The organism is Mesorhizobium onobrychidis, assembly GCF_024707545.1.
GTDB classification, from domain to species: domain Bacteria; phylum Pseudomonadota; class Alphaproteobacteria; order Rhizobiales; family Rhizobiaceae; genus Mesorhizobium; species Mesorhizobium onobrychidis.
Map to the genome: position 1 here is coordinate 5860832 of NZ_CP062229.1, position 22988 is coordinate 5883819.

General features: G+C 56.9%; 21 protein-coding genes. 2 read left to right on the forward strand and 19 right to left on the reverse strand.

The annotated features are described in order from the left end of the window. Positions 1-142: 142 nt before the first annotated feature. From IHQ72_RS36940 to IHQ72_RS29020, 13 genes are all read right to left on the reverse strand, one after another. Positions 143-1441, reverse strand: a complete 1299-nt coding sequence (locus IHQ72_RS36940; RefSeq protein WP_309508704.1) for an O-antigen ligase family protein — start codon at positions 1439-1441, stop codon at positions 143-145. Positions 1442-1586: 145 nt separating this feature from the next. Then, on the reverse strand, positions 1587-2339 hold the full coding sequence (locus tag IHQ72_RS28965; protein ID WP_258118892.1) for a class I SAM-dependent methyltransferase: 753 nt from the start codon (positions 2337-2339) through the stop codon (positions 1587-1589). Then, positions 2336-3508, reverse strand: coding sequence for a glycosyltransferase (locus IHQ72_RS28970; protein ID WP_258118893.1), 1173 nt, complete (start codon positions 3506-3508; stop codon positions 2336-2338). Before IHQ72_RS28970 ends, IHQ72_RS28965 begins: the two co-directional genes overlap by 4 nt. Then, positions 3505-4833 carry a polysaccharide pyruvyl transferase family protein gene (locus IHQ72_RS28975; RefSeq protein WP_258118894.1) on the reverse strand — a complete coding sequence of 443 codons (1329 nt, stop codon included), beginning with the start codon at positions 4831-4833 and terminating at the stop codon, positions 3505-3507. The genes IHQ72_RS28970 and IHQ72_RS28975 overlap by 4 nt, the downstream gene beginning before the upstream one ends. Then, a complete protein-coding gene (locus IHQ72_RS28980) occupies positions 4830-6383 on the reverse strand; it encodes a lipopolysaccharide biosynthesis protein (protein WP_258118895.1) in 1554 nt (517 codons plus the stop codon). The genes IHQ72_RS28975 and IHQ72_RS28980 overlap by 4 nt, the downstream gene beginning before the upstream one ends. Before the next feature lie 364 nt (positions 6384-6747). Further along, positions 6748-7377 carry a DapH/DapD/GlmU-related protein gene (locus tag IHQ72_RS28985; RefSeq protein ID WP_258118896.1) on the reverse strand — a complete coding sequence of 210 codons (630 nt, stop codon included), beginning with the start codon at positions 7375-7377 and terminating at the stop codon, positions 6748-6750. Then, entirely contained in the window at positions 7374-8543 is a 1170-nt protein-coding gene (locus IHQ72_RS28990; RefSeq protein ID WP_258118897.1) for a glycosyltransferase family 4 protein, read from the reverse strand. Before IHQ72_RS28990 ends, IHQ72_RS28985 begins: the two co-directional genes overlap by 4 nt. A gap of 94 nt (positions 8544-8637) precedes the next feature. Beyond that, positions 8638-9255 carry a glycosyltransferase family protein gene (locus tag IHQ72_RS28995; RefSeq protein WP_258118898.1) on the reverse strand — a complete coding sequence of 206 codons (618 nt, stop codon included), beginning with the start codon at positions 9253-9255 and terminating at the stop codon, positions 8638-8640. 443 nt (positions 9256-9698) lie between these two features. Continuing rightward, positions 9699-10490, reverse strand: coding sequence for a glycosyltransferase family 2 protein (locus IHQ72_RS29000; RefSeq protein WP_258118899.1), 792 nt, complete (start codon positions 10488-10490; stop codon positions 9699-9701). Positions 10491-10511: 21 nt separating this feature from the next. After that, positions 10512-11606 carry a GDP-mannose 4,6-dehydratase gene (gene gmd / locus IHQ72_RS29005; protein ID WP_258118901.1) on the reverse strand — a complete coding sequence of 365 codons (1095 nt, stop codon included), beginning with the start codon at positions 11604-11606 and terminating at the stop codon, positions 10512-10514. A gap of 92 nt (positions 11607-11698) precedes the next feature. Then, positions 11699-12973 carry a sugar transferase gene (locus tag IHQ72_RS29010; protein ID WP_258118903.1) on the reverse strand — a complete coding sequence of 425 codons (1275 nt, stop codon included), beginning with the start codon at positions 12971-12973 and terminating at the stop codon, positions 11699-11701. A gap of 269 nt (positions 12974-13242) precedes the next feature. Then, a complete protein-coding gene (gene nusG, locus IHQ72_RS29015; protein ID WP_258118905.1) occupies positions 13243-13806 on the reverse strand; it encodes a transcription termination/antitermination protein NusG in 564 nt (187 codons plus the stop codon). 434 nt (positions 13807-14240) lie between these two features. Further along, a complete protein-coding gene (locus tag IHQ72_RS29020; protein ID WP_258118907.1) occupies positions 14241-14825 on the reverse strand; it encodes a biotin transporter BioY in 585 nt (194 codons plus the stop codon). Between the two features lie 116 nt (positions 14826-14941). On the opposite strand from IHQ72_RS29020, the gene IHQ72_RS29025 reads away from it, so the two are divergent. Beyond that, positions 14942-15850, forward strand: a complete 909-nt coding sequence (locus tag IHQ72_RS29025) for an MBL fold metallo-hydrolase (RefSeq protein WP_258118909.1) — start codon at positions 14942-14944, stop codon at positions 15848-15850. 182 nt (positions 15851-16032) lie between these two features. On the opposite strand, the gene IHQ72_RS29030 is transcribed toward IHQ72_RS29025, so the two are convergent. The 5 genes from IHQ72_RS29030 to IHQ72_RS29050 all read right to left on the reverse strand — a co-directional run bounded on the left by IHQ72_RS29030 (position 16033) and on the right by IHQ72_RS29050 (position 20741). Then, positions 16033-16887: a phosphorylase family protein gene (locus IHQ72_RS29030; protein ID WP_258118910.1), complete on the reverse strand. Its 855-nt coding sequence runs from the start codon at positions 16885-16887 to the stop codon at positions 16033-16035. An 80-nt stretch (positions 16888-16967) separates the two neighbouring features. Continuing rightward, complete coding sequence (locus IHQ72_RS29035; protein WP_258118911.1) at positions 16968-17759, reverse strand: ABC transporter permease; 792 nt, start codon at positions 17757-17759, stop codon at positions 16968-16970. Next, complete coding sequence (locus tag IHQ72_RS29040; protein ID WP_258118912.1) at positions 17752-18639, reverse strand: ABC transporter permease; 888 nt, start codon at positions 18637-18639, stop codon at positions 17752-17754. Before IHQ72_RS29040 ends, IHQ72_RS29035 begins: the two co-directional genes overlap by 8 nt. Continuing rightward, entirely contained in the window at positions 18636-19673 is a 1038-nt protein-coding gene (locus tag IHQ72_RS29045) for an ABC transporter ATP-binding protein (RefSeq protein WP_258123968.1), read from the reverse strand. Before IHQ72_RS29045 ends, IHQ72_RS29040 begins: the two co-directional genes overlap by 4 nt. A 27-nt stretch (positions 19674-19700) precedes the next feature. Continuing rightward, positions 19701-20741 carry an ABC transporter substrate-binding protein gene (locus tag IHQ72_RS29050; RefSeq protein WP_258118913.1) on the reverse strand — a complete coding sequence of 347 codons (1041 nt, stop codon included), beginning with the start codon at positions 20739-20741 and terminating at the stop codon, positions 19701-19703. Between the two features lie 147 nt (positions 20742-20888). Here IHQ72_RS29050 and IHQ72_RS29055 point away from each other — a divergent pair, with 147 nt between their 5' ends. Then, complete coding sequence (locus IHQ72_RS29055) at positions 20889-21938, forward strand: LacI family DNA-binding transcriptional regulator (RefSeq protein ID WP_258118914.1); 1050 nt, start codon at positions 20889-20891, stop codon at positions 21936-21938. A gap of 258 nt (positions 21939-22196) precedes the next feature. On the opposite strand, the gene IHQ72_RS29060 is transcribed toward IHQ72_RS29055, so the two are convergent. Next, positions 22197-22982 carry a DUF1499 domain-containing protein gene (locus tag IHQ72_RS29060; RefSeq protein WP_258123969.1) on the reverse strand — a complete coding sequence of 262 codons (786 nt, stop codon included), beginning with the start codon at positions 22980-22982 and terminating at the stop codon, positions 22197-22199. Between the last annotated feature and the right edge of the window lie 6 nt (positions 22983-22988).

Sequence of the window (22988 nt, forward strand, 5' to 3'; positions counted from 1 at the left end):
GTATCTCGTTGGCTCTGAGGATGGCCTCGTCGTAGCTGCGGTAGGCGAGTACGATCTTGATTAAGCCGTCTTCAAGCAATTCACCAGAGCCATCGCCAGTGATCTCGTCGAAGGCACCGATCGCAGCCGGTACACTCGATATCTAATAAGCCCGATTTTCCAATTTGCGGCTTCTATCAAGAAACCCTTGATACCCATACCAGAACGATATCGTCAGAGCCGAGCTAACCCAGAAGATTGCATTTCCCCACAGGCTACCGCTTGCCAGGCCGGCAATAGCCTCCCTGATGAACACGACGGCAGCAAACACTGCGCCGAGCGGGAACTTGCCAGACCGAATGATGCCGACCGTCGATCTAAGTGCCAAAATGATGTGAGCCGCAAAAGGCAATGACCCAATCAACCCAACCGACATCAGGGATTCAAGATAGATGTTATGAGGATAGAAACGAAGTTGCATCTCGACAACATAACGCCCAAACAAAGGATCTTCTTGAAACTGCCTCCAGGCTCCCTCTTGCATCAAACTGCGCAACGTCGTTGATTGATCGGCAGAATTAATTTGCTCGAGTCTGTCGGCAACAACATCGATCAGCTCCGTTCCGGTGCTCGCCAAAACCACTATAGCCACCGCAATTGCACCGGAAATGGCGAGTACTCGGTTTGATCCCTTAAGCAGCAGAACATAGACCAACAGGGCTCCGGCGCCAGCAATGTATGCCCCCCGGGATCTCGCCCATACGACAACAAGGAAAAGCAGCGGGCACATTATCATCGATTTAAACGATAGCTTTCTTGTCCTTTCCGTCAATATAATGAAGTATATCAAAAATGCGAAAGCCGTGTGTCCCATCGCTATCGGATTAATTTTATCCAGGGACATTCTGCTGTCAGCACTCACAAATAACATATCCCTGTTTAGGTAAAGCCCAACCAGAAAAAGTGCACAAAGTATATTCAGGCTAAAAATCAAATTTTCATCTCTTATCGCCCTACTCATCGACGATAAAATAAATGTGGCTGCCACGCTCGTTACAAGGAAAACGCTAAATAACATGGCTGGGCCAGGAGAAAATTTCATCGAAGATATATAAATATTTTCGACAAGCCTAAAAAGGTATAGTATAAAAAAAATCTTCAACGGCAAAAGGTACGGTGTTGTCGACCTAAACCTTGGTGGAACCAATATAAACGAAACCGCCGTTATCAAAGCGATTGCCGCCCTAATTAGCAAGGAACCCAAGCTTCCTTCCGGATCGATCCTATTCACGATGCCCGAAAAAGAATATATGCCACAAATTGCCAGAGCGAAGGCCATCGCAGGCGAAAATACTATGCGCCTGTCTACATAACCTCTCAAATGCTCAAATCGACGACCAATCCCCCCTCGATCGAAATCGGCGGGTGGTGCGTCGTAGTGAAAATTGACTCTCTGAGTCATGAGGCTAATCGCACCTCACGGCAGCCTTCACAAAAATGAAACGGACCGTCGTCGCGTCTCTCTTTGTGCCGCTGGCGGCGGAATCGAGCCTTACAGCTATCGACGACACCGGGTGGAGGCGCAGTATTCGGTGGTCCTGCATTTTTTAGCCTCCCTCCAAAGATGGCGGGGCTAATACTTTTTCAGCTACCAGAAGATAACCCATCGGCATGCTCTCGCGAGTCGCAAGCCCCAACTTCTTGACAGGTGGCAACGCACGCATCAGCGCGGTGAGCCAATAGACGGAACTGGCAATCCTGGGCCGAGACGCCACCGCCTTCGTGGCAAGATCGGAAAGAACATCCGTGACGCCGCCATAGGATGTCAACTCGATTGTGCTCAAGCCGGCCTTCGTCGTCATCCGCTCCAATGCAAAGCGCGTGTAGCGATGATAATCGTGGGGGATCTCATGCAGCCAGTAAAAAAACGGCACGCCGACTATCAATTTACCTCCAGGCCTCAAAGCCCGGGCTGCACTGTCGAACAATGCCTGCGGCGTATGCAGATGTTCGATGACGTCGCTGGCGATGATGGTGTCGAAACTCTCTTGCTCCAGGACCAACTGCTCGTTGAGGTCCGCGAACAGGTCGACGTAGGCCGCGCCATGAGTGCTGCCCGGCCAATCGACGCAGAACACATCACTGACACGGTCGCGGTAGATCCCGTAAAGCGGAACGGCCCCGCAGCCCAGATCGGCGAGACGGCCCTTGGCATGAGTAGCGATCGCCGCAGCATAGACAGACGCCAATCGATCGGCGATCAATCGCGACCGCGCCGGTACCTCTTTGCGGCTAGAGCGCCAAACACCCTTGTTGGTCCGCTCGAACTTGGTGGGCTTCCACTGATCGGCATTCTTCATTGAACCTGGCCCTCGGCGAAGTCGAGAGGTTCCGCAATTGTCGGCAGCATCATGGCGTGTCGAAGGCGATCGCGCGTGTGCCGTTGCGTGAAATGATCCAGCACACGCTGGCGCCCGGCATCCCCCATCTTGGCAGCACGGTGGGGCTCTGCCATGAGACTGGCAAGCGCCTTTGCCATGCTTTCGATATCGTGCTCTTCTACAAGTATGCCGGTCTTGCCATCGACAACCGCCTCTGGAATGCCGCTGTGACGTGCCGCCACAACGGGAAGCGCGCTCGCCATTGCCTCCAGGATCGATACCGGCAGGCCTTCCATATCACCATTACGAGCCGTCACTGAATGCTGCACGAAAATTGCAGCGTCCTGCATCATGCCCTGAACATATTCTGTGCTTCGAGAGCCATGAAAAATGACACGATCCGACAGGTTCTCCTGCTCCACCAACGCCTTGGATCGCGCCATCAAGGGCCCATCCCCGACGAAATCAAGTCGCGCCTCGGGAAACCTTGAGGCGATCCGGGCGAACGCCTCGATAGCGAGATGCGGTGATTTCTTTTCAACGAACCGCCCAACGAAAAGGAGCCGCCCGCTTTCGCGCTTCGATGGTGTGAAGCGCTCAGGCAAAACTCCACACGGACTGACATGGAGTTTCTCATACGGACAGCCGATTTGACTTAGACGGTCGGCGATGAAACGTGATGGCGTGATGATGCCGTCAGCGATGGTGAAGAGACGCCGGTAGCGACGTCGCCATAATTGCTTCCTGGGCATCACGGTCGAATCCGCCCCATGGGCATGGGCATACAAGCGCACGCCGGCGCGGCGACAAGCAGGAGCAAACAGCGCCCCCATCGTAAGATATTCGACAAGGGCGGCATCCACATTGTGGGCCTTGAGAAATTCGACAACTTTGTCCTCATCGCTCCTCGACATTCCCTCACGCACATAGGCAAGCCAGCCTAGGCGCGCCACATTGGCAATGCGGCTGGGGAGTCGGCTAAGCGGTGATGGCCGCGGAACCCCGGAAAGAACCGGATAACCGAATTGATCGGCACCATCAGGCTCCTGACAGATGAGCACAGTCCTACCGGGCGCGAGGTGGCGAACATGATCTCGGATAAATGTTTCAGAAGGCGAGTTGAAGAATTGCGAAATGACCGCAATCATGAGGATACCGCCTCCATCTGCAACTCCACCGGTGCAAATCTGCTTTTGAGAATACCGACCGTGGATAGAGCACTGTCGCGCAACGCAAGTGTCCCCCGCAACGATCTTTCTACTATCGATTCCTGGTTTTTCCACCAGCGCTCAGCGAGATTGCGAAACCCATCCGGCTCAATCTTATCGATGAAAGTAACGTATTCCTCCAAATCAAGTGATCGGAAAAGATCTGCTGTTTTCCTCTCGTAGCAAATCGGCAAGACCGGAAGGCCGCGGCACAAACTCAGAATGCACATGTGCATGCGCGTACATATGGCGCCATCGAATTCGCCAATTTTACGAAGCAATGTTTCGGTGTCCCTGAACTGCGAATCAACGACTACGCTATTTCGCACGTGGTCCGGCAGATACTTCAAGACGTCGCGCGCCGTGTCCGAGTCGTTGAATCGGTACTCGGGAATCCCTTGGCAGGTCGAAATAAATGTCACTTCCGCCCCGACCTCCTCCACGAACCACGTTGCCGCTCGGGCGACCGACTGATGGTATTTCGCGCGGCCGACCTCAGAGTCTCGCTCCCCAAAATCCGCCCACGGTCGCACCGAAACGGCGATCCTCGGCCGCCGTCCCGGCTTCGCAACCCGCAACGCTGCGCGCCGTCTCTCGATCTCGTCCTGGTCGGTCAGAATGAATACGCAGTCTGCCACTTCCTCAATATTATCGGTATGTCCGACAAGCTCTTTCGCGAAAGCCATGGATTTCCGGTCTCTGACCAGTATGAGAGGGCTTTTTCTCAGGATCTCCGCAAGTCGGTGGAAAATGCGATCATCGCCGAATGGACCCATCGATTGCGTAAAAAAAATGGGCGGCTTTCCAAGATAGACGTCTCTCTCATATTCCGGCAGTCGATGGGAAACCGACCGCCGGTGTTTCTTTGAAAGGTAAGTGCCCCCTGTCGAAATAATGAGATCTGCCGCGATGTACTCTCGTAAGGCTCGAGCAACTTGGCCTCCGTAGCCAAGGTATTTCAACCAACTCAAACGCCGCTCTATAAAGATCATGGCGATTAGAATTGAATAAACTAAATTTAATTCCAGCTGTCCCTTTGTCAGCTTATTAAGCAGCCTAATATATTTACTCTTATGAAGCTGTGCAGAAGGAAAGCAAACAAAGGCGTTTCCCGGATAGTACCGTTCGGCGACTAGCGCATCCATGTCCGCAAAAACGATTTCGATATCGTCTCCGAACGCGGCTTTAAGAATCCGTTTTGTCGCGACCTGGATCGCAGCGTCTCCGCCGTTCAAAAAAACCGTGGTTTCGACGATGATTTTCAATGCTTTAGATCCTCTGGATGGACGTCTTTGTCTAGAAAGAGCCGCATGTCCTCCCACATGGAACCGGCGAAACGATACGGAGCAACAACAAAAACTCCATAGATTAACATTGTGATGATAGTCTTTAAGACGGGGCCGCCCTCAGTCAGCAGTGACAAGGCCCCAGATGAAGATCCTATCGAATCCCAAAAATGAAAGAAGGCGACGAGCGCAATATAAGCAGTGAAGAATAGGCTCGATGCCTTTACAAGATCCTTGAACCTCAACGCTGTATCTCTTGTCGCATAAAGCCAAAGCACCGGAGTGAACACCCAAGACGTTATACACCAAGCGACAGCAACTCCCGGAGCGCCCCATTGAATGGCGAACAAGAAAAGCGCAAATCGGATTAATGAAGTGAAGATAGAAAATACAAACAACTCGCGCGCCCGACCCAAAGAGATTAGTGCCCAACCACCAAACTGACCAGAAATACTCGTAATGAGGGACAATGACAGTATCATCAAAATAGTCCCAGACTTTGACCAATTTTCTCCATAAACAATCTCTACGATTTCTTGCGCATTGATCGTGATGAGGATGCACAATATCGTGTTTATCATGAGTGTAAGCCGCATGGCGCTGAGATAGGTTCTAGCCCATTTGTCAGGTTGGGTTTGAAGGCGGCTCAGCATCGGAATGATAACCGAGCCGATTGGTCCGCTGATAAGCGTCATCGGCAGCATGAACAGCGAGTAGGCGCGGGTGTAGAATCCGAGTTCGTTGGGACCGGATTTCCAGCCGACCAGCACGTTGTCGGATTGGCGATTAATGTAGTTCGTGAACTGGGATCCACTGTAGTTGATCCCAAAGCTGATGGCCGATCGTGCATTCCTCCAATTGGCGACCTTGGTCGGACGCCAAGGTGACAGTATCCACTGGCCAATCGTGCCAACAAGGGCCGTCGTGAGCGTCGCTCCAGCGAGCGACCAGTATTCGAAGTGCCAACCCCATGCCATTGCAACACCGACAGCACATCCACACACGAGGCTGCCAAGATTCACACTGTGCAGCGACATCCAACGCATGTTGCGTATCAATAGCGCCTTGTGCTGCGCACCGGCCGCAGTGATTGGGATGGCGATCGCCAGAACTAGGACAAGGTGAAAAACGCGAGGATCATTGAAAAGCCAGGTTGCGACCGGCGCCATCATCCACGTCAGCGGCATGAGAGCGAAGCCGACGCCAAGATTGACGAAAAATAACGCGCTGACAGTGTCGTGATCAACCTCCTTGCGCTGGATGGTCACCATGGACAGACCCAAGTCGGCAAAGACTCCGACAAACGCGGTGACGGACGCCGCCATGGCCACCAGACCGAAGTCATCGGGTTGGAGCAACCGCGCCATCAGCGCCATGTAGCCGACTTGCGTGAGCAGAATCAAAGCCTGAGCGCAGAGGGCTATGACCCCTCCAGATGCGGTGCGTCTCCCGAGATCGCGCGTCAGATGCTCACTGCTTAGCACAGAGCCTTTTGATGTCTCGGGGCGACCGGACAGAGCTTTGGTCACAACGGCATTCCACAGCACTCTTGTCGGTTGGCCAAAGGGCCATGCACGTAGCCATCTGGCGCCTGCCGCGATCTGCGGAGCCCGCTCTTTCTAACATCATAAAATGCCATGATCATGCAGGACGTCATCCAATACCCAGAATGGCTCCAAACGGCACCCACCTTGAGCGCCTCCTCACCTACACCGGGTAGGTTGGAAACGACGGCACAGCATGCCTCGACGTGCAAGCGGAACCACTTGCCCAGCACGGCGCCGACCGGACGGCATCGCAACGGCAAGGCTTACCAGCACGAACAGCCGTCCCTCAACAAAATTGCCAGGCAGCAACAGTCCGAATAGCGCGGCCAGAGCGAACCCTGCGCCCTCATGACGAACGCCAAGCGCTTCGCATTGCATCCGGGGGGTGCTTGGGTGTCAGCAACCGTATGACCTTGCAGGGCACCCCGCCGGCCAGGCAATCCGGCGGGATGTCGGAAGTGACGACGCTTCCCGCCGCGATGACGGAGCGCGCGCCAATCACCACCCCCTTCAGGACGGTAACGCCCGCACCCAGCCAAGCATCATCTTCGATAACTATCGGCGCGGTGTTGCATGGCATCCCCTCGCGCCGCTGCATAAAATCTACCGGGTGAAAATCTGTGTCGTATATATTGCAATTTGCTCCGATGAGGACATGATCCCCAATCGTAATTGACTCTGAACAGAATATTGCTGCTCCCGATATCCCAGTATTATTACCAATCGTCAGTGTTGCTCCCTGTCCAGCCACCAACTGTGTTGGGTGGTTGATACCGGCCCTATTAAAACGAGAGCTGTTTACGATTGTGACGTTCTCACCAATACGAATTCGACCCCGCGCGCTTAATCCCAATGGACCAAGCACCACAAAGCCTTTGGGCAAGGGGACTCTGCGGATGCGCAGTTGCAGGCGAACTCTCACAGACCAGTAGAAACGGCTTATTATGTCATACAGATGTCCAATTCGTGCGATCATCTGTTCTCTAACAGTTTGTCATAGACTGACATCGTCTTTTCGACACCTGTCTTGCTGCAAAAGTTCGCCTTAGCAAATTCAAGCGAAGCTCGCCCCATTTCCCTTCGTTTATCACTATTGCACAAGTCATTAACAGCAGACACAAAGGTATTCGGCTCTTCCCAACTGAACACAGCGCCTGTGCGACCGTCCTTCACTAATTCAACCAAATGTGGAACATTGGCGACCAAGCCCGGCTTTCCTAATGCGGCACCTTCGAACACACTTCTCGCACTGTGGGGCTCTGTGAAAGGAGCGACCATAACATCCGAAGCCAACATCAGGGGGACAGCATCCTCCACGAAATCCAACGCAACACATCGGGAACTCTGTTTTACAGCTTCGTATGCAGCCAAAGCGTAGTCGGCCTTACGTTCCGGGAACCCGGCTACAACAAATCGAGCAGACGGATGCAACTTTTGTATATTCGCGTCGATCAACCTCACCAACTCAAGGGGCCCATTGGACGGAGCAATACGAGCCAAGAATAGGAAAACTACGTCGTCATCATCCCAAGCCTGCGTGCGCCTATATTTTTCACCCAATCTAAGATCAGCGTGAAATGCTCGTTCGTCGACGAAATTATACACGACGGTCCCGTCCACATCTTTGCTTCCGAGCGTCCGCAAACCAGCCTCGTCAATGCTAATAAAGGAATTCACGTGCCTCCTATTAAGACTGGCCAGTGCCCGACCCCACCTATTGGAGAGCAGAGGCTCGCGCACATGAGCGATCACTGGCAAGTCTGGCGACGCCATATGAGCCCCCGCGGCGGCAGCGACTAGACAGGTTGAATTGAGGTGCACCAAATCCGGACGCACATCATCAACTAAACGCTTCGCGCACCTAACGGTGAATGGATATGAAGCTATCGCATAAGCGCGATCCTTCAATTTGTGGTTTGGCGCAACTGAGGAACCATTGAACGGCCGTATATCTCTCTCTTCGATGACCTCGGCACCAGCGTCGCGAAACAAGGCCTTTACGGCACCATTGCCCTCCCGCCTAGGCATAGCCACGACTGACTGGAAGCGCTCGCGATCAAGGCCTCGAATAAGCAAGGAAAGGCTCCGTGGCGCCCCACCCAAGCCCGTCGCATGATGAAAGTACAGTACCTTTTTCACCATCGGATACACGCGAAACCGACCACACCTTCGAACCACGCCTCGCAAGCACTCGAGGCCGACTGCCAGCGGTATTTGAGGAATATGTGCCTGCGGTTCAAAGGGCAGCTCGGATTTTCTGAATAAAATCGGACCGCCAGCCGCCGACGATTTCGCCTAGCCGCTCCGCTTTGCCGGATCTGCTTTCCACGACCTTGTCGGATCGATTGGCCACGGCGGCTGCAATATTGGCTGCAGCGTCACGGGTGTCGCCGTAAACCAGACAAATCGGGGCAACTGGACCTTCTTGTGCGTATTTCTCAAGGTACGAGCCTTTGCGGATGATCGGACGTGCATCCAGTTGTACGCTTCGCCCGAATATGCCGGAGGCTTGGTCGTAGTCGGGCTCGTAGCAGCACCAGGCGAAATCGCAGGTCTTGTAAAGACTCAGAAGTTCGTCGTCGGACACGAAACGGTCGACCACCATTCCGCCAATAGAAATCAGCCGAGCGCAATCCCTGCCAGAGGCCGGATCGACGCGGCCGGCAGCCACCACAAAAACATCTTTCACGAGATCTGGGTGGTCGGAAAGGATGTCGACCAAGAATTCAAAGCCCTTCGACTTTCTCACGCTGCCCAGGAAGCACAAAATGGCGCGTCCGCTGGCCGCGGCCAGCACGTCGCGCGACAGTTGGGACGTTTCGATAGACGTCGCGCGGTCATGCATGTCCCACATCTGAGGATCGTGTACCCACCCGTACGCGACTTGGGCAAATCGACGATCAAATCTGAACGGCAAGATCGTAAAGAGCGACAGGCGAGGCAAATGTCGCAAGCACCGGAAAGCCCATCTCTTAAGGCGATAAACGAGCCTTCCCCTCTCGAAGCATTGGGACGGCCTGAGGAAAAGACCAACCGTGCGCCGTCCGATCAGCGATCTTGTCAACGCGACTGCTATGAAACCAGCGTAGTCATCGTCTATGGTGGCAAACAGGAGTTGGCGGGCTCGAATGAGGTCAAGCCACAATCGAGGTCCAATGCGTCCCATTACCGGCTCGAGGTCAAACAGGCTGGCAAAGAGGCCTTGGTAGAATTGGCGGTGGCCATCGGGCGCAGACACGTGAACGCGATTGCGCTTCACCTGTGCGCCGGCCTTCGAGGCATGGGTTACCGAAACCACTATTCAGTTACTCCATGCCGGCTTTGCTTCGCAGCGCTGGCACTGTTGATGCCGAAGAACTGTCCTATCTTGCGCACCGGCTTCGCAACAAGCGCGTAGTCGACAGGGCCTGATCCAAGCCACCGGCGGCGAGAACGCAGCGCTTCCAGATTGTGCCCGATGTGGGAACGGAGACTCTTTGTGCTAGCCCCCCCCACCATCATGTCAACGAGGACCTGTTCGATCGTCGCTACCCTAAATCCATGAAGCTCGACGGCCCGCAGCATCCAATCGTAGTCCGAGGAAACTCTCAGCGTCAGATCGAAAGGGCCGACCCTTTCGGCAACATCGCGCCGAACATAGAAGGTCGGGTGAGCAGGCATCCAGCCAGAACGGAAGCCGTTTCGAGGTCTTGGTTCTGCCCGCCAGCGGCGAACAACCCGCTTGCTATCGTGGTTGTCCACAAAGTCGAGGTGGCCGTGGACAATATCGGCGTCAGCGAGCGCCTCGCCGATTTTGCCAAGCACCGACCGGTCATGAAATGCATCGTCAGCATTGAGAGCCCCGACTGCCTCGCCGCTGCAAAGTGCGAGCCCCTTGTTCAGAGCATCATACATGCCGTGGTCGGGCTCGCTGATGATCTGTAGCCCTTGCCCGGCATAGGAACGAACGATCGCGAGCGTTTCGTCGGTCGAGGCTCCGTCGACAACGACCAGTTCCTTGTCCTCATGATCTTGGGCAAAAAAACTGTCGAGCGTGTGCTTGATCGTTGCCGCTGAATTCCAGCAGACCGTCAATACCGAGATTTTCATATTGAAGCGGCCCAGCGTCGCTTACTGTGCCGCAACGCGAATGCGATCCTCGTCCAGGCGCCGGTGTTCGGATTCCCGTCTTACCGTTTCAAGGTCGGACTGAACCATTTCCTGGACCATCGCATCGAGCGAGGTTGTCGCCTTCCACCCGAGAACGCGCTCCGCTTTCGAGGGGTCGCCGATCAGCAGCTCAACTTCGGTCGGCCTGAAATAGCGCGGATCCACCTCGATCAGGACAGCGCCTGATTTTGCATCGACGCCTTTTTCGTCAATACCGGAACCAACCCACTCGATCTCGATCCCGACCTCGCTGAATGCAAGCTCGACAAAGCGTCGGACCGAATTCTTTACGCCGGTTGCAAGGACGTAGTCATCCGGCACTTCATGCTGAAGGATTCTCCACATGCCTTCGACGTAATCGCGGGCATGGCCCCAATCCCGTTCAGCCGACAGATTGCCGAGGTAGAGCTTGTCCTGAAGGCCGAGCCTGATTGCAGCCGCCGCGCGCGTGATCTTGCGGGTGACGAACGTCTCGCCGCGCATCGGGCTTTCGTGGTTGAACAGGATGCCGTTGGAAGCATGGATATCGTAAGCTTCGCGGTAATTCACGGTGATCCAGTAGGCATAAATCTTTGCCGCCGCATATGGCGACCGAGGATAGAAAGGCGTCGTCTCCCGTTGCGGGATCTCCTGCACCTTGCCGTAGAGCTCGGAAGTCGACGCCTGATAAAAACGCGTCTTTTTTGTCAGGCCAAGCAGCCGGATGGCTTCGAGGAGACGCAATGTGCCGATCGCGTCGGCGTTCGCGGTATATTCCGCGGTCTCGAAGCTCACCTGAACATGCGATTGCGCCGCGAGATTGTAGATCTCGTCCGGCTGCACCTCCTGGACGATGCGGATCAGGTTGGTGGCGTCGGTCATGTCGCCGTAATGCAGCGACAGCCTTACGTCCTTCTCATGCGGATCCTGGTAGAGATTATCGATGCGACCGGTGTTGAACGACGAGGAACGCCGCTTGATGCCATGGACGTCATAGCCCTTTGCCAGAAGAAGTTCCGCCAGATAGGCGCCATCCTGACCGGTGATGCCGGTGATGAGTGCGGTTTTTCGGCTCATTTCGTTCCCTTCGGCGGCTCTAGAAACACAACCATATTCTCCAGTCGAACGGCGGCATTCGACCCCTGGAGCAGACTAATTCAACTCGGCTACTATCGGGACCCAAACCCGCTTAGCATGGTTTTTAGGGTCCTCAGCACAATAACGATATCAAGCCATGGCGAGAAATTCTTGATGTAGTAGAAATCATAATGCAGCTTCTCGATCTCGTCGTCGTCGTCCGACACATATCCCTGATTCACCTGAGCCCACCCGGAAATTCCTGGGCGAACGATATTTCGGTAGCGATAGAACGGCAGCGCCATCGAATAATGAGAAGACAACACCGTCGCTTCGGGGCGGGGCCCAATCCAACTCATCTCCGAGCGAACGATATTTATCAACTGCGGCAGTTCGTCAATTCGGCTCCTGCGAAGGAAGCGGCCGAGCCGGGTGATCCTGTTATCGCCCGGCTTCGTCACTGCAAGACTGCGAACGTTCGCCGCCTCAGGTGCGCTGACGGTCATCGTTCGGAACTTGTACACCGTAAACGATCTTCCGCCATAACCGAGGCGCTCCTGACGAAATATGGCGGGCCCAGGAGATTCCAGCTTAATCATTATCGCAACCAGGGTCAGGAATGGCGCTAGCATAATCAGGGCCAACAGGGCGCAGACCCAGTCGATCACCTGCTTGATCTTGAGATAGGCCTGGTTGGGATTAAGCGAACCCAACGTATTTTCGGACAAATGCTCGATTTCGACGCGACCCGTCAGCGATTCACTGATCTGCTTGACGTGATAGACAGGAACGCCTGCGAGAGCCTGGTCGGCTATGTAGCGCTCCCAATCATCGGATAGCTCGGCACGAAGGTCGGCAACAACGCCGCTCACGCGATCAATGACCGTTTCGGGGGAGCGGAGCCAATGCCAATTCACGCCGCCAATCTCTTCAAGACGACTGACAGCCCCGCCTGGAACCACGGCGAGACTGTACGGGTCCAGGCGCCGGCTCAGGATGCTCAGACCGAAATACCAGAAGATCGACAGGGTCAAACTGCCGGCTGCCTGGAACGCGCTATAGTCAATTCGGAACAGGAAAATTCCCAAATATACAAGTCCGTAGGACAGCGCAAAGGTGGGCATAATATAGCCAGCAGCCGCAACGCCAGGCAGATTGATTATTCGGCGAAAGAAAAAAAAGCCTGCAGTATGTGCGACGATGCCCGCGAAGATCGTAATCTGAATGTTGGAATAGGAAAATATATTTGGATCGATCAGCATCCTAACCAGCGCTGGAGTTAGAATTGCAAAAGCCAATCCACCAATAAGCTGGAACCTAATCCGGTGCAGCAGGTGCCGCTGATTTTTCGGCTTTATGATGGACATATTCAATTCAGAGCGCTCTCTAGTGAAGTCACCGAAAAACGGTCAGGAAACGTTCGCATTCCATGAAAAATACAGAGATTGTCAGGCTTCGTGTCCATTCGCGCGCAAGGCAACCTTGCGAAGCATAGCAAACACTGCAGCTGCTGCGGCAAGAATCGCTTTCATTCTACCGGTATGCTTCGGCTCCAACAATGGCTACCGCACTCCCGGGTGAAACCCGAGAGCCGCCTTTGCAGCACTTGCACCGCATGACCTGGCGTCAGTTGCGGTTATGCGATCGCGACGAGTTCCCTTGAATCCATGTCAACAGGGATCTCGCCATTCATGATGGCAACCAGGACTCGGGCCCTTCCGGCTGGATCGAGCCGGTCAAGGCGACCGATCATCTCCGCGAAAGGACCTGAAAGAATCCGAACCGATGCGCCCGCAGCAAGCCCTCCGCTGAAATCAAGCAGGCCATCCCTGCCAGTCAGGGCTATGAACCGCTCCACCAACCCTGACGGGACCGGCAATGGCCGCTCGCCCTGCATGATGAGTGAGCGCACACCGAACGTTCCATTGACCGAGCGCCACCGCTGCAGCGCGACATCGAGGGCGATGAACATGTAACCTGGAAAATAGGCCGCCGGTCGCGTCTCGATGCGCCGGGCATGACGTGTGGTCTTCTCGCAGCGAGGCGTAAACGGGTGAAACCCCTGTATCCGGAGATGCCGTTCGGCGACGTCTTCTTTTCCCGGAAATATGCTGGCGGCATACCAGCGTGCTGCGGTGCCGGTTGCGCGCCGTTGCGACGATACAGTCGCCTTAACAGTTGTTTTTTCCGGGCTGGTCACACGACTCGCTCTCGGCCGTTTTCGGCATGGTTGACGGCAAGGGTTACGACAGCGTGAAGATACCAGCAAGCAACCATCTCGCGAGAATCAAGCTTCGTCGAAAAAATCCTGTTAATTGTCCACTACTTTAGCTGCAGCTAAAAGTCATCGAGCCGCTTTCTGTTTTAGCTATCCAGCAGCGGTATCGAGCAATTGCGTCGATATGTAGCTGCCTGGTTACGCTGATTCGCGAACCGCTGGCTCTTCTGGTGCTTAATCGGTCGATTTGAACATAGTGTGACGGTTATCGTTAGCAAAGCGTTACCGACCCCTTGGCGGCGGCCTGCTTTGACGAGAACTCGCGGCAGGCCGTCGCTGAAACGGGACCCTTCCACGATCACATCCTGTGGTTGCGTGGACTCGATCAGTGCAACGCCCGATCTATCGACCAGAGTTCAGGAGCGTTTGAGCAGCGACCAGACGGCTGGCACAAGGCTTGCTGCCAGGCCGGCCTTGATCAGGTCGCCGACGATGAAGGGCACGACGCCGAACTGCCATGACTTTTCCGGGCCGATGAGCAGTGCCAGCCAGGCAAAGCCCATCGCCATCATGACGATTTCGGCAACCAGAATCGCGTTGAAGAGCTTGATCGGATGGCGATCCCAACCGCGATCGGCGGCCCAGCCGACGATCGCCGCCATGACCACGAAGCCGGCAAGATAGCCGCCGGTCGAGCCGAGCATGTAAGCGATGCCGATGCCCTTTTCCGGCGTGCCCTGGAAGACCGGAAGACCCATGGCGCCCTCCGCCATGTAGAGAAGCAGCGTGGCGACGCCGAGGCGCATGCCGAATGCTGCGGCGATCAGAAAGACGGCTAAGGTCTGCATCGAGATGTCAACCGGCCCGAGCAGAACTCTGGTCTTGGCAGACAAGGTCAGCACCAGCGTTCCAACAATCGCCAGCAGAAGTTGCGTCGCCAGGCGGGCCGCGCCCTTTTCAGGCAAAGCGAGAGAAACAAGCGGCGTCGTTGCAATTGCCATGGTCTTCCTCATTCCGGACTGCCGCAGATCGCGGCCTTGCGTTTTCCTATATTGGCTTCCGTGTTATGCGGCAATCGGTTTTGCCGTCTCCAGAACAGAGCTGAACGACATTCCCTATGGCGCTGACATTCGACACAGACTTCGACCCGCCCTACGGCCAGGGCGTGACCGTTGCGCCCGACGTGCTCCGGATTACCGCGAAAAATCCCAGCCCGTTCACCTTTTACGGCACCAACAGCTACATCGTCGGGCGCAAAACGCTGGCGGTGATCGATCCGGGTCCGGATGACGATGCGCATCTCAAGACACTGCTCGAGGTGATCGGAGACAGGCCGGTCAGCCACATTTTCGTCAGCCACACGCATCGCGACCATTCTCCGCTGGCAGCGCGGCTGAAGCAGCACACCGGCGCAATTGTACTGGCCGAAGGTCGGCATCGGCCGGCGAGGCCGCTGCGCATCGGCGAGGTCAATCCGCTCGACGCCAGCGCCGACACCGCCTTTAATCCGGATATCGCGCTTGCCGACGATACGGTGATCGACGACGACGGCTGGGCGATCAGAACGGTGCTGACGCCGGGCCATACCGCCAATCATGCGGCTTTTGCGCTGGAAGGAACAGGTATCCTGTTCTCGGCCGATCACGTCATGGCTTGGTCAACCTCCATCGTTGCGCCGCCGGACGGCGCCATGGCCGACTATATGGCCTCGCTGGATCGGCTGATCGAGCGCGACGATCGCCTGCTGCTGCCCGGTCACGGCGGGCCGGTGACAGCACCGCGCAGCTTCATGCGCGAGTTGAAGTCGCATCGCAGGACGCGCGAGCAAGCGATCCTGGAGCGCCTCAGAAGCGGCGACCGGACGATCAAGGAGATGGTCGCGGCGATCTACAGGGATACCGATCCGCGCCTGCATGGCGCGGCCGGCCTGTCGGTGCTTGCCCATCTCGAGGACCTGGTGGCCCGCGGCCTCATCACCACCGACGGCGACCCGGCGATCGACGGCATATTCAGGCCGCCTGGCTAAGAGACCGTTTGGAAACTCCACTCTGGCGGCCATCTGATGGCGCTTTCTGCGCTTGCGGTGCTCACGGACCCAAATGTCCGCTGCGCGCCGGTTCTCGAAACCACCACCATATGACTCGCCAGAGCGAATTTCGAAACAGTCTCTAAGATCCCGCCACGAACTCACACTACGCTCCTGAAAGCTCAGAACCGGCTGGAACGTTCTTCCGGTTGAGGTGACTTTAAACCCTGGCAAGAGCATTCCGGATTGGCCGGAAGTCGCGCGGCGGTCTCCAGCGCAACCCGCGAGGCTGTCATGGAGAGATTGGGCAGCACGTCCTCCTGCAGCAATTTCCGGCGATTGCGGTCCATATAGTCGTTGAAGCCCGCCGTGACGAACGCACAGGGCACGAAGCAAGCGCCGATCTCGCGCGCCAAGGTGGCCTCAGGGGCAATAGAATGGTTAAGCACATCCGCCCCCATGCCGCGATACGCCAAGGCTTCGGCTGGGGTTGTCAGTCGCGGCCCGTAACAGTGGGCAGCCACCAACTGCTGTTCGATGCCATGAACGCGGCATTCGGCCGGCCAATGACGGCGGGCCGTTTCGACCAGAACCGCCGCACATCTTGGACACACGATCTGCTTGCCCGAACAGTCAAAGCTCTGGCGGTCCGGAAGCAGTGAAAACGGGGTCTGCGTCAGTTCGATGATATCGGCGGTCACCACCATGTCTCCGGGCTGGATCGCCTTGTTGACGGCGCCAACGGTCGAGCAGGCGAGAACTTGCCTTACACCCGCCCGCATCAATACCCAGAACGCGCGGCGATGGCAGGAATGGTCGATATGGTCGCGGGGATTGCCGTGCGAATACATGCACAGCGCCCGCTTCGCTCTCCCTTCGGCTGTAATCGAGGCATCGAACTCGAGCAGCTTCCAGTTGTCGGTACGACCGAAAGGTGTTTCAAAACTCATGTCGCGCCGCAACGTGCGCACGCCATCGAATTCGACATCTTCCGGGAAGGCAAGCCCCCAGTTTGCCGACCCGGTGATGATAGCCAACCCTACCTGAGGTATCTCCGTCGAATGATCCGCCGGAGCGCCGGCTGCGTGATGATTTGTAGGCATGCTTCCAGTCTCGGTCAGGATTTTTGGCGAAGGGCGACCATCAGGACGACGACCACAACAATAGCGGTCCACAATGTCGAGATCGCTGCAATGGTCGGATCGATCTGATCGCGCAGCGACACGAACATGAGCTTCGGCATCGTGCTGTTGCGACCACTTGCGACGAAGATCGAAATCACAGACTCGTCGAGCGACGTCAGGAAGGCCATCAATGTCGCCGACAACAAGCTGATCCGAAGTTGCGGAACGATTATTCCGCCAATAGCTCTGGCCCAGTTCGCACCAAGGCTACGCGCCGCCTGAACCTGGTTCCAGTCAAAGCGAGCCAGGGCGGGCAGCAACACAATGCACGCCACCGGAACGGCCAGCACCACATGTCCGACCAGCACACCGAACAACGTTCCGACCAAACGTTGTGCCGCCAGCACAAAAAAGAGGCCGATCGCAAGCAGGATTCCTGGGGTGATCGAGGGGGTGAGCAGGACGCTCTGGATGGCCGCAGCAGTCTTCCCACCGAGCCGATTCATTGAGATGCAGGCGAGCAGCGCAAAAGGCACCGCGATCAGCGCCGTCAATGTCCCAAGGATCAGGCTCGTCCTGAGTGCAGCCATCCACGTCGCCGAGCCGAAGAAGTTCTCGTACCAACGCAACGAGTAGGCGTGCGGCGGAAACTCGAGGAGATTCGACGCCGAGAAGGAAAGCGGCACCACCACGAGCGTCGGCAACATCAGAAATGCCATCACAAGAGCAGCAAAGCCCCAGAGGACAATGCGGGCCAGTCTGTTGTGCGGGTACGCCTCAAGCATGGGAGGCATCAACTGTGTTCTGGGCCAGCAGGCGGCGTGCCGCCAGCAACATCACACCGATCAGCGCCATCAGAACGAGGAGCAGAATGCCCAGGACGCTCGCCGACCCCCAATCCTGAAAGGTCGATAGCGTTCGCTCGATCCGGGTAGAGAGAGGATTTACCTTGCCGCCGCCAAGCACCGCCGGCGTGATGAAAAAACCTATGGAATAGATGAGAACGATGATCGAACCCGAGAAGATGCCGCCCGCCGAAAGTGGCATTATGACGGTGCGCATCACCTGCTCGAATGTGGCTCCCATGCTCGCTGCCGCGCGAATGAGGTTTTGGTCGATATCGCGCATCGCGGCATAAACGGGCAGCAGAAAGAGCGGCAGCATGTAGTGAACCATGCCGATCAGCGTTCCGGTGAAGTTATAGACCAGCGGCAAAGGCTCCGCCGTCAGGCCCGAACCGGTCAAAGCCGCGTTGATCAGGCCATCACGCCGCAAGAGCACGAGCCAGCCATAGGTGCGCACCAGGATAGCGGTCCACAATGGCAGCATGACGAAGGCCATCAGTACGTTGGCCACCCTTGGTCTGACGCTGGCCAGAGCGAGTGCCAGCGGGGTGCCTAGAAGAATGCAGATCGCCAGCGTGCCGAGGGACAGTTCAAGGGTCGTGACGAGCGCCGACCATGTCAGTCCGCTCGAAAGCACTTTCGCGTAGTTGCCGACAGTGTACTCACCCCCTGTGGTCAGGAAAGATTGCCGGATGATCCAAAGGATGGGCAGTATCGCCGCCAGTCCAACGATGAACAGCGCCGGGAGCGAAAGCGAAAGGAAGAATCGCCGCTCGCGTCGCGCATCTGCGGCGAGCGCAGGATCCGGAGTGACGGTCACGCTGTCGCTCCCGGTATCGCGTGAACCTTCGCTGCTGGTGCATATGCGGTCATCCGCTGACCGGCGGCAAGCTCGGCGCAGCCGCCGGCCAGCGCTGCCGGAATGCAGACAAGAACCTCTTGCCCACCGTCAAGCGCCAGCGTCAAAAGCCAGTTTTCGCCGCGAAACGCCTTGGCGCGCAGTATCCCTTCGAGCGCCACTCCGTCTTGCCCGACGAGCTTCGCATCAAGATGAAGGCTTTCCGCGCGGATCATCAAAGTCCCGCGTGACGCTTCGGCGCCATCGATCCTGCGCACCGAGCCTGGCGCCACAATGTTAGCCTCGCCCATGAACTCCGCGACGAAGCGAGTCGATGGACGATCATAAATCCGCTGCGGCGTATCGATCTGCTGGATGCGGCCGGAGTTCATCACCGCAATCCGGTCAGACATAATCAGCGCTTCGCGCTGGTCATGGGTCACGTAGATTGTGGTGATCCCCAGATCATCGTGCAGACGCCGGATCTCGTACTGCATGGTTTCGCGTAGATTCTTGTCGAGCGCCGACAGCGGCTCGTCCATCAGCATCACGCGTGGTTCGAAGACGATCGCCCGCGCCAATGCCACACGTTGGCGCTGGCCGCCGGATAGTGCGGCAACATTGCGCTCCGCCAGACCATCCAGCTTCACGCGGGCCAGGGTGGCAAGCGCCCGCTGACGCGCCTCCGCTCTCGGCGTCTTGCGCAGCACCAGCGGATACGCGACATTCGCCAGGACATTCATGTGGGGAAACAAGGCGTAATTCTGGAATACTATGCCGATGTCCCGTTTGTTGGGCGCCAGGCGAGTGATGTCCCGATCGCCCAACAAGAGTTGGCCGGAATCCGGCCGGACAAAACCGGCCAGAGCCATGAGTAACGTGGTTTTGCCAGATCCCGATGGCCCTAGCAGCGTGAGGAATTCGCCAGCTTGAATGTCGAGCGAAACATCATCCAGTGCGACGTAGGTCCCGTAAGCCTTGCTGACGCTGTCGATGGTGATCGGGAGCGACTTCATCATCTGCTCCAGCCTTACAGCTGAGACTCAGCGGGCCATCATCTCATCGAAGGCTTTTTGGGCAGCCTCGCCGTTCTTGACCCACCATTCTGAATTCGAAAACACCGAAGTGCCGGCATTTTCGGGCGCGGTCGCAAGCGTCTTCAGGCGATTCTCGGGAATCAGGCCACCCTCATATGCCGCAGGATTGACTGGGCCATAGGCGATGAAATCGGTCAGTTTCGCAACACGCGCGGGCTGCGTCATCGCTGCGATGAGCTTCATCGCGGCTTCCTTATTCGGCGCTCCCTTCGGCACCCCAAGGCAGTCCGTGCCGATAACCGAACCCTTGAACGTGTAGTCAGCAGCACCCCCGTCTGCTTTCACGGTTTGGGCCCGTCCGTTCCAGGTAACGACCAGATCCGCTTCGCCGTCCTTCAGCAACTGCGCGGACTGAGCTCCCGAGGTCCACCACACGGCGACGTTTGGCTTGATCGCTTCAAGCCGCTTGATGGCGCGCTCCAGACCTTCCGGCGTGCTGAGCACGGAATAGACGTCCGCCGGCGCTACGCCATCGGAGAGAAGCGCGATCTCGATCGAGTCTTGCGCATTGGCGCGCAACGCGCGGCGACCCGAGAATTTGGCAACGTCCCAGAATTCCGCCCAGGTCTTCGGCGGGTTCTCGCCATAGGTCTTGGTGTTCCACGACATGACGGTGCCATAGGAATCGAACGGATAGCAGTAGTCGGACTTTGCGCCGTCCGGCACGGATTTGGGATCGATGATCTTGTAGTCGAGCGGCTCCAGCAGCGATTGTGCGGCCGCCTGGGCGCCTTCCGGTGAGCCCAGGTGAATGACGTCGGTCGCGACCGCACCCGAGGTGACCTGCATCTTTAAGGCGGCCAGGCCGTCGCTCTGCGTCTCCTCGCGGACATCGTAGCCAAGCTCTTTTGCAGCGGGGCCCCACATGGCCTCCTTGATGGCGTTGCCATAGTCGCCCCCTGCGGTCGTGATGGTGACTGTTTGCGCATGGACGGGCAAGGCCGCCGAGATTGCGAACGCTGTTAAGGAAATGCGTAGCCAGGACATAGGTTCTCCTCCCCAACTTTTATCAAATGTTGCTCGAAATGGCCATTTATTTGTAATCGTAACGTTACGATTGCATCTGAATGAGCCGGAGTCAAGCTGCTTCCTATGGGAGTTTGGATTGACCGGGATGTCGAATCCGGTAACGTTATGGCGGTCAGCAAATCAGCCGGCGCTTTCGCAAATGAAGTCGGGCGAACAATGGCCAATCTAAAGCAGATCGCGGCGGAACTTTCCCTCTCGGTGACCACGGTGTCCCGCGCTCTGAAGGATGGGCCGGAAGTGCAGCCCTCGACCATAGCCCGCGTCAAGGAGGCGGCTAAGCGGGTCGGCTACCTGCCAAATCATCATGGTCTTGCGCTCAAAACCGGTCGAACGCTGATGCTGACGGCAGTACTCCCGATGGAGACACGAGACCATCTCTCCGATCTGTTGAAGCTTCCTTTAATCGAAGGCATGACGCTGGCGGCGCGGCAAGCCGGTTATAGTCTGTCCATCTATTCCACCACTCCCGACGACGATCCCGTCGAGAGTGTTCAGCGGCAGCTTCAGGCGCGCAGCACAGACGGACTGATCATCACGCGCTTGGTGTCGGGTGATCCGCGCGTCAAGCTGCTGCTGGACAAACGCATGCCATTCGTCGCGTTTGGAAGAACCGACCTGGATACCGCGTATCCTTATGTCGATGTCGACAATGAACAGATTGCCTACGAGGCAACCCGACGGCTCATGGATAAGGGCTGTCGACGCATTGCACTGCAACTTCTGGTTCCGGAGGATCAGGCAAGTGCCATGCGTCTTTCCGGCTATGGAAGGGCAATGGCCGAGGCCGGTATTCCGATCGACCAATCGCTGATCGGTCATGGCATGTTCACCATGGAATCGAGCGCAGCCTGGTTCGATCGCTTGCTGGCTTGTTCAGATCCGCCGACAGGCCTGGCATGCGCCAACGAACTGGGCCTTCTAGGGGCGTTACACGTTCTCGGCAGAAGAGGTCTTGTGCCGGGGAGCGACGTCCACATTGTTACTCGTGACAGCACGCGGCTGGCACGCTTCCTGCCGGCAAAGATCGGAATTCATTCCGTGGACATGGCGGGTGTTGGACGCAAACTTATCGAAGTCCTGGAGAGCCGGATCATCAATCCGCTTGGGCCGATGGAGACAGTCTTGATGCAAGGCAGATTCGAGCCGGCCGAATAGTCTGCCCGTAGGTTCAATCAACCGACCTAGGGACGGCGAACCAACCTCGCGTGGTTGCTTCGCGGCGCAACCGATCGCCGCAATCCCACAACTGTCCCGTCGAGCGAAGCACGTACATTTCGACCGAAGGGAAAGGCCCGCTTATGGACGCAAGGCGACCGGCGAGACAAGTCGAATAGACTCCGGCAACCCCTGATTGTATTAGCCGCATTTCTGTGGCGCCGAGCGATACCGCTTGGCTGCAAAATGCTCTGGACATCACTCGACCGGGGCCGTGCCGACCTGGCCGGCGACTTCCTGATCCAGCTCGGTGAGGAAATCCACGATGCGGGCCGCATTGTCGCCAAGGTCGTAGCGGCCATAACGTGTGGCCGAACGCATGTCGACAATGACTGCATCGCCATCGTCGGTCACACGGATGGCGACGTCGGCGGGAAGGCTGAGGAGGAAGCTCTTGGCCAGGGCGTTGATCGTCACCTCGCTTTGCCCGATCGCACGGGGAAACGCCGCCGTTAGCTGCCAATCCCGACGGTCGAGCACGGTTTCGACTGCCTCCAGGACCCGATCGAAAGGCAGATTGTAGCTGCGTCCGGTGACAAGCGGATAGGTCTCGGTCTGCAGGCGCTGCTCGCCCGGGGTCGGTGGCGAAAGCGCGTTCATATCCCCGGTCCGGGTGCTGGTGTCGAGCACCGGCGGATCGTCGAAATCCGTCGAGATATCCCTGAGCGGCGGAGAAGTCGCTGCCCAGTAGGCAGCGATACCAAAGGGAGCAAGCACCAGCAGTGCCAGCAACGTGCCGACGGTGATATCGCGACCGCCACGGTCGCCGAAATTCCACAGTCTCGAAAAGGCAAATCCGGCGAACAGCAGCGCAAAGGCGGCAAGCAGCGCGACAATGCCGAGCACCCAAAGGAAAGCCGGCGTTTCAACAAGCTCATATCGGTGGCCGACGAGAACGGTCAGGAGCAGGACCGCCGAAAAAGCGCCTGTCCGCCGCGACCAGCCGGCCGCCCTCGACGTCTGTCGCTCGGGATTTTCCATTATTTTCAG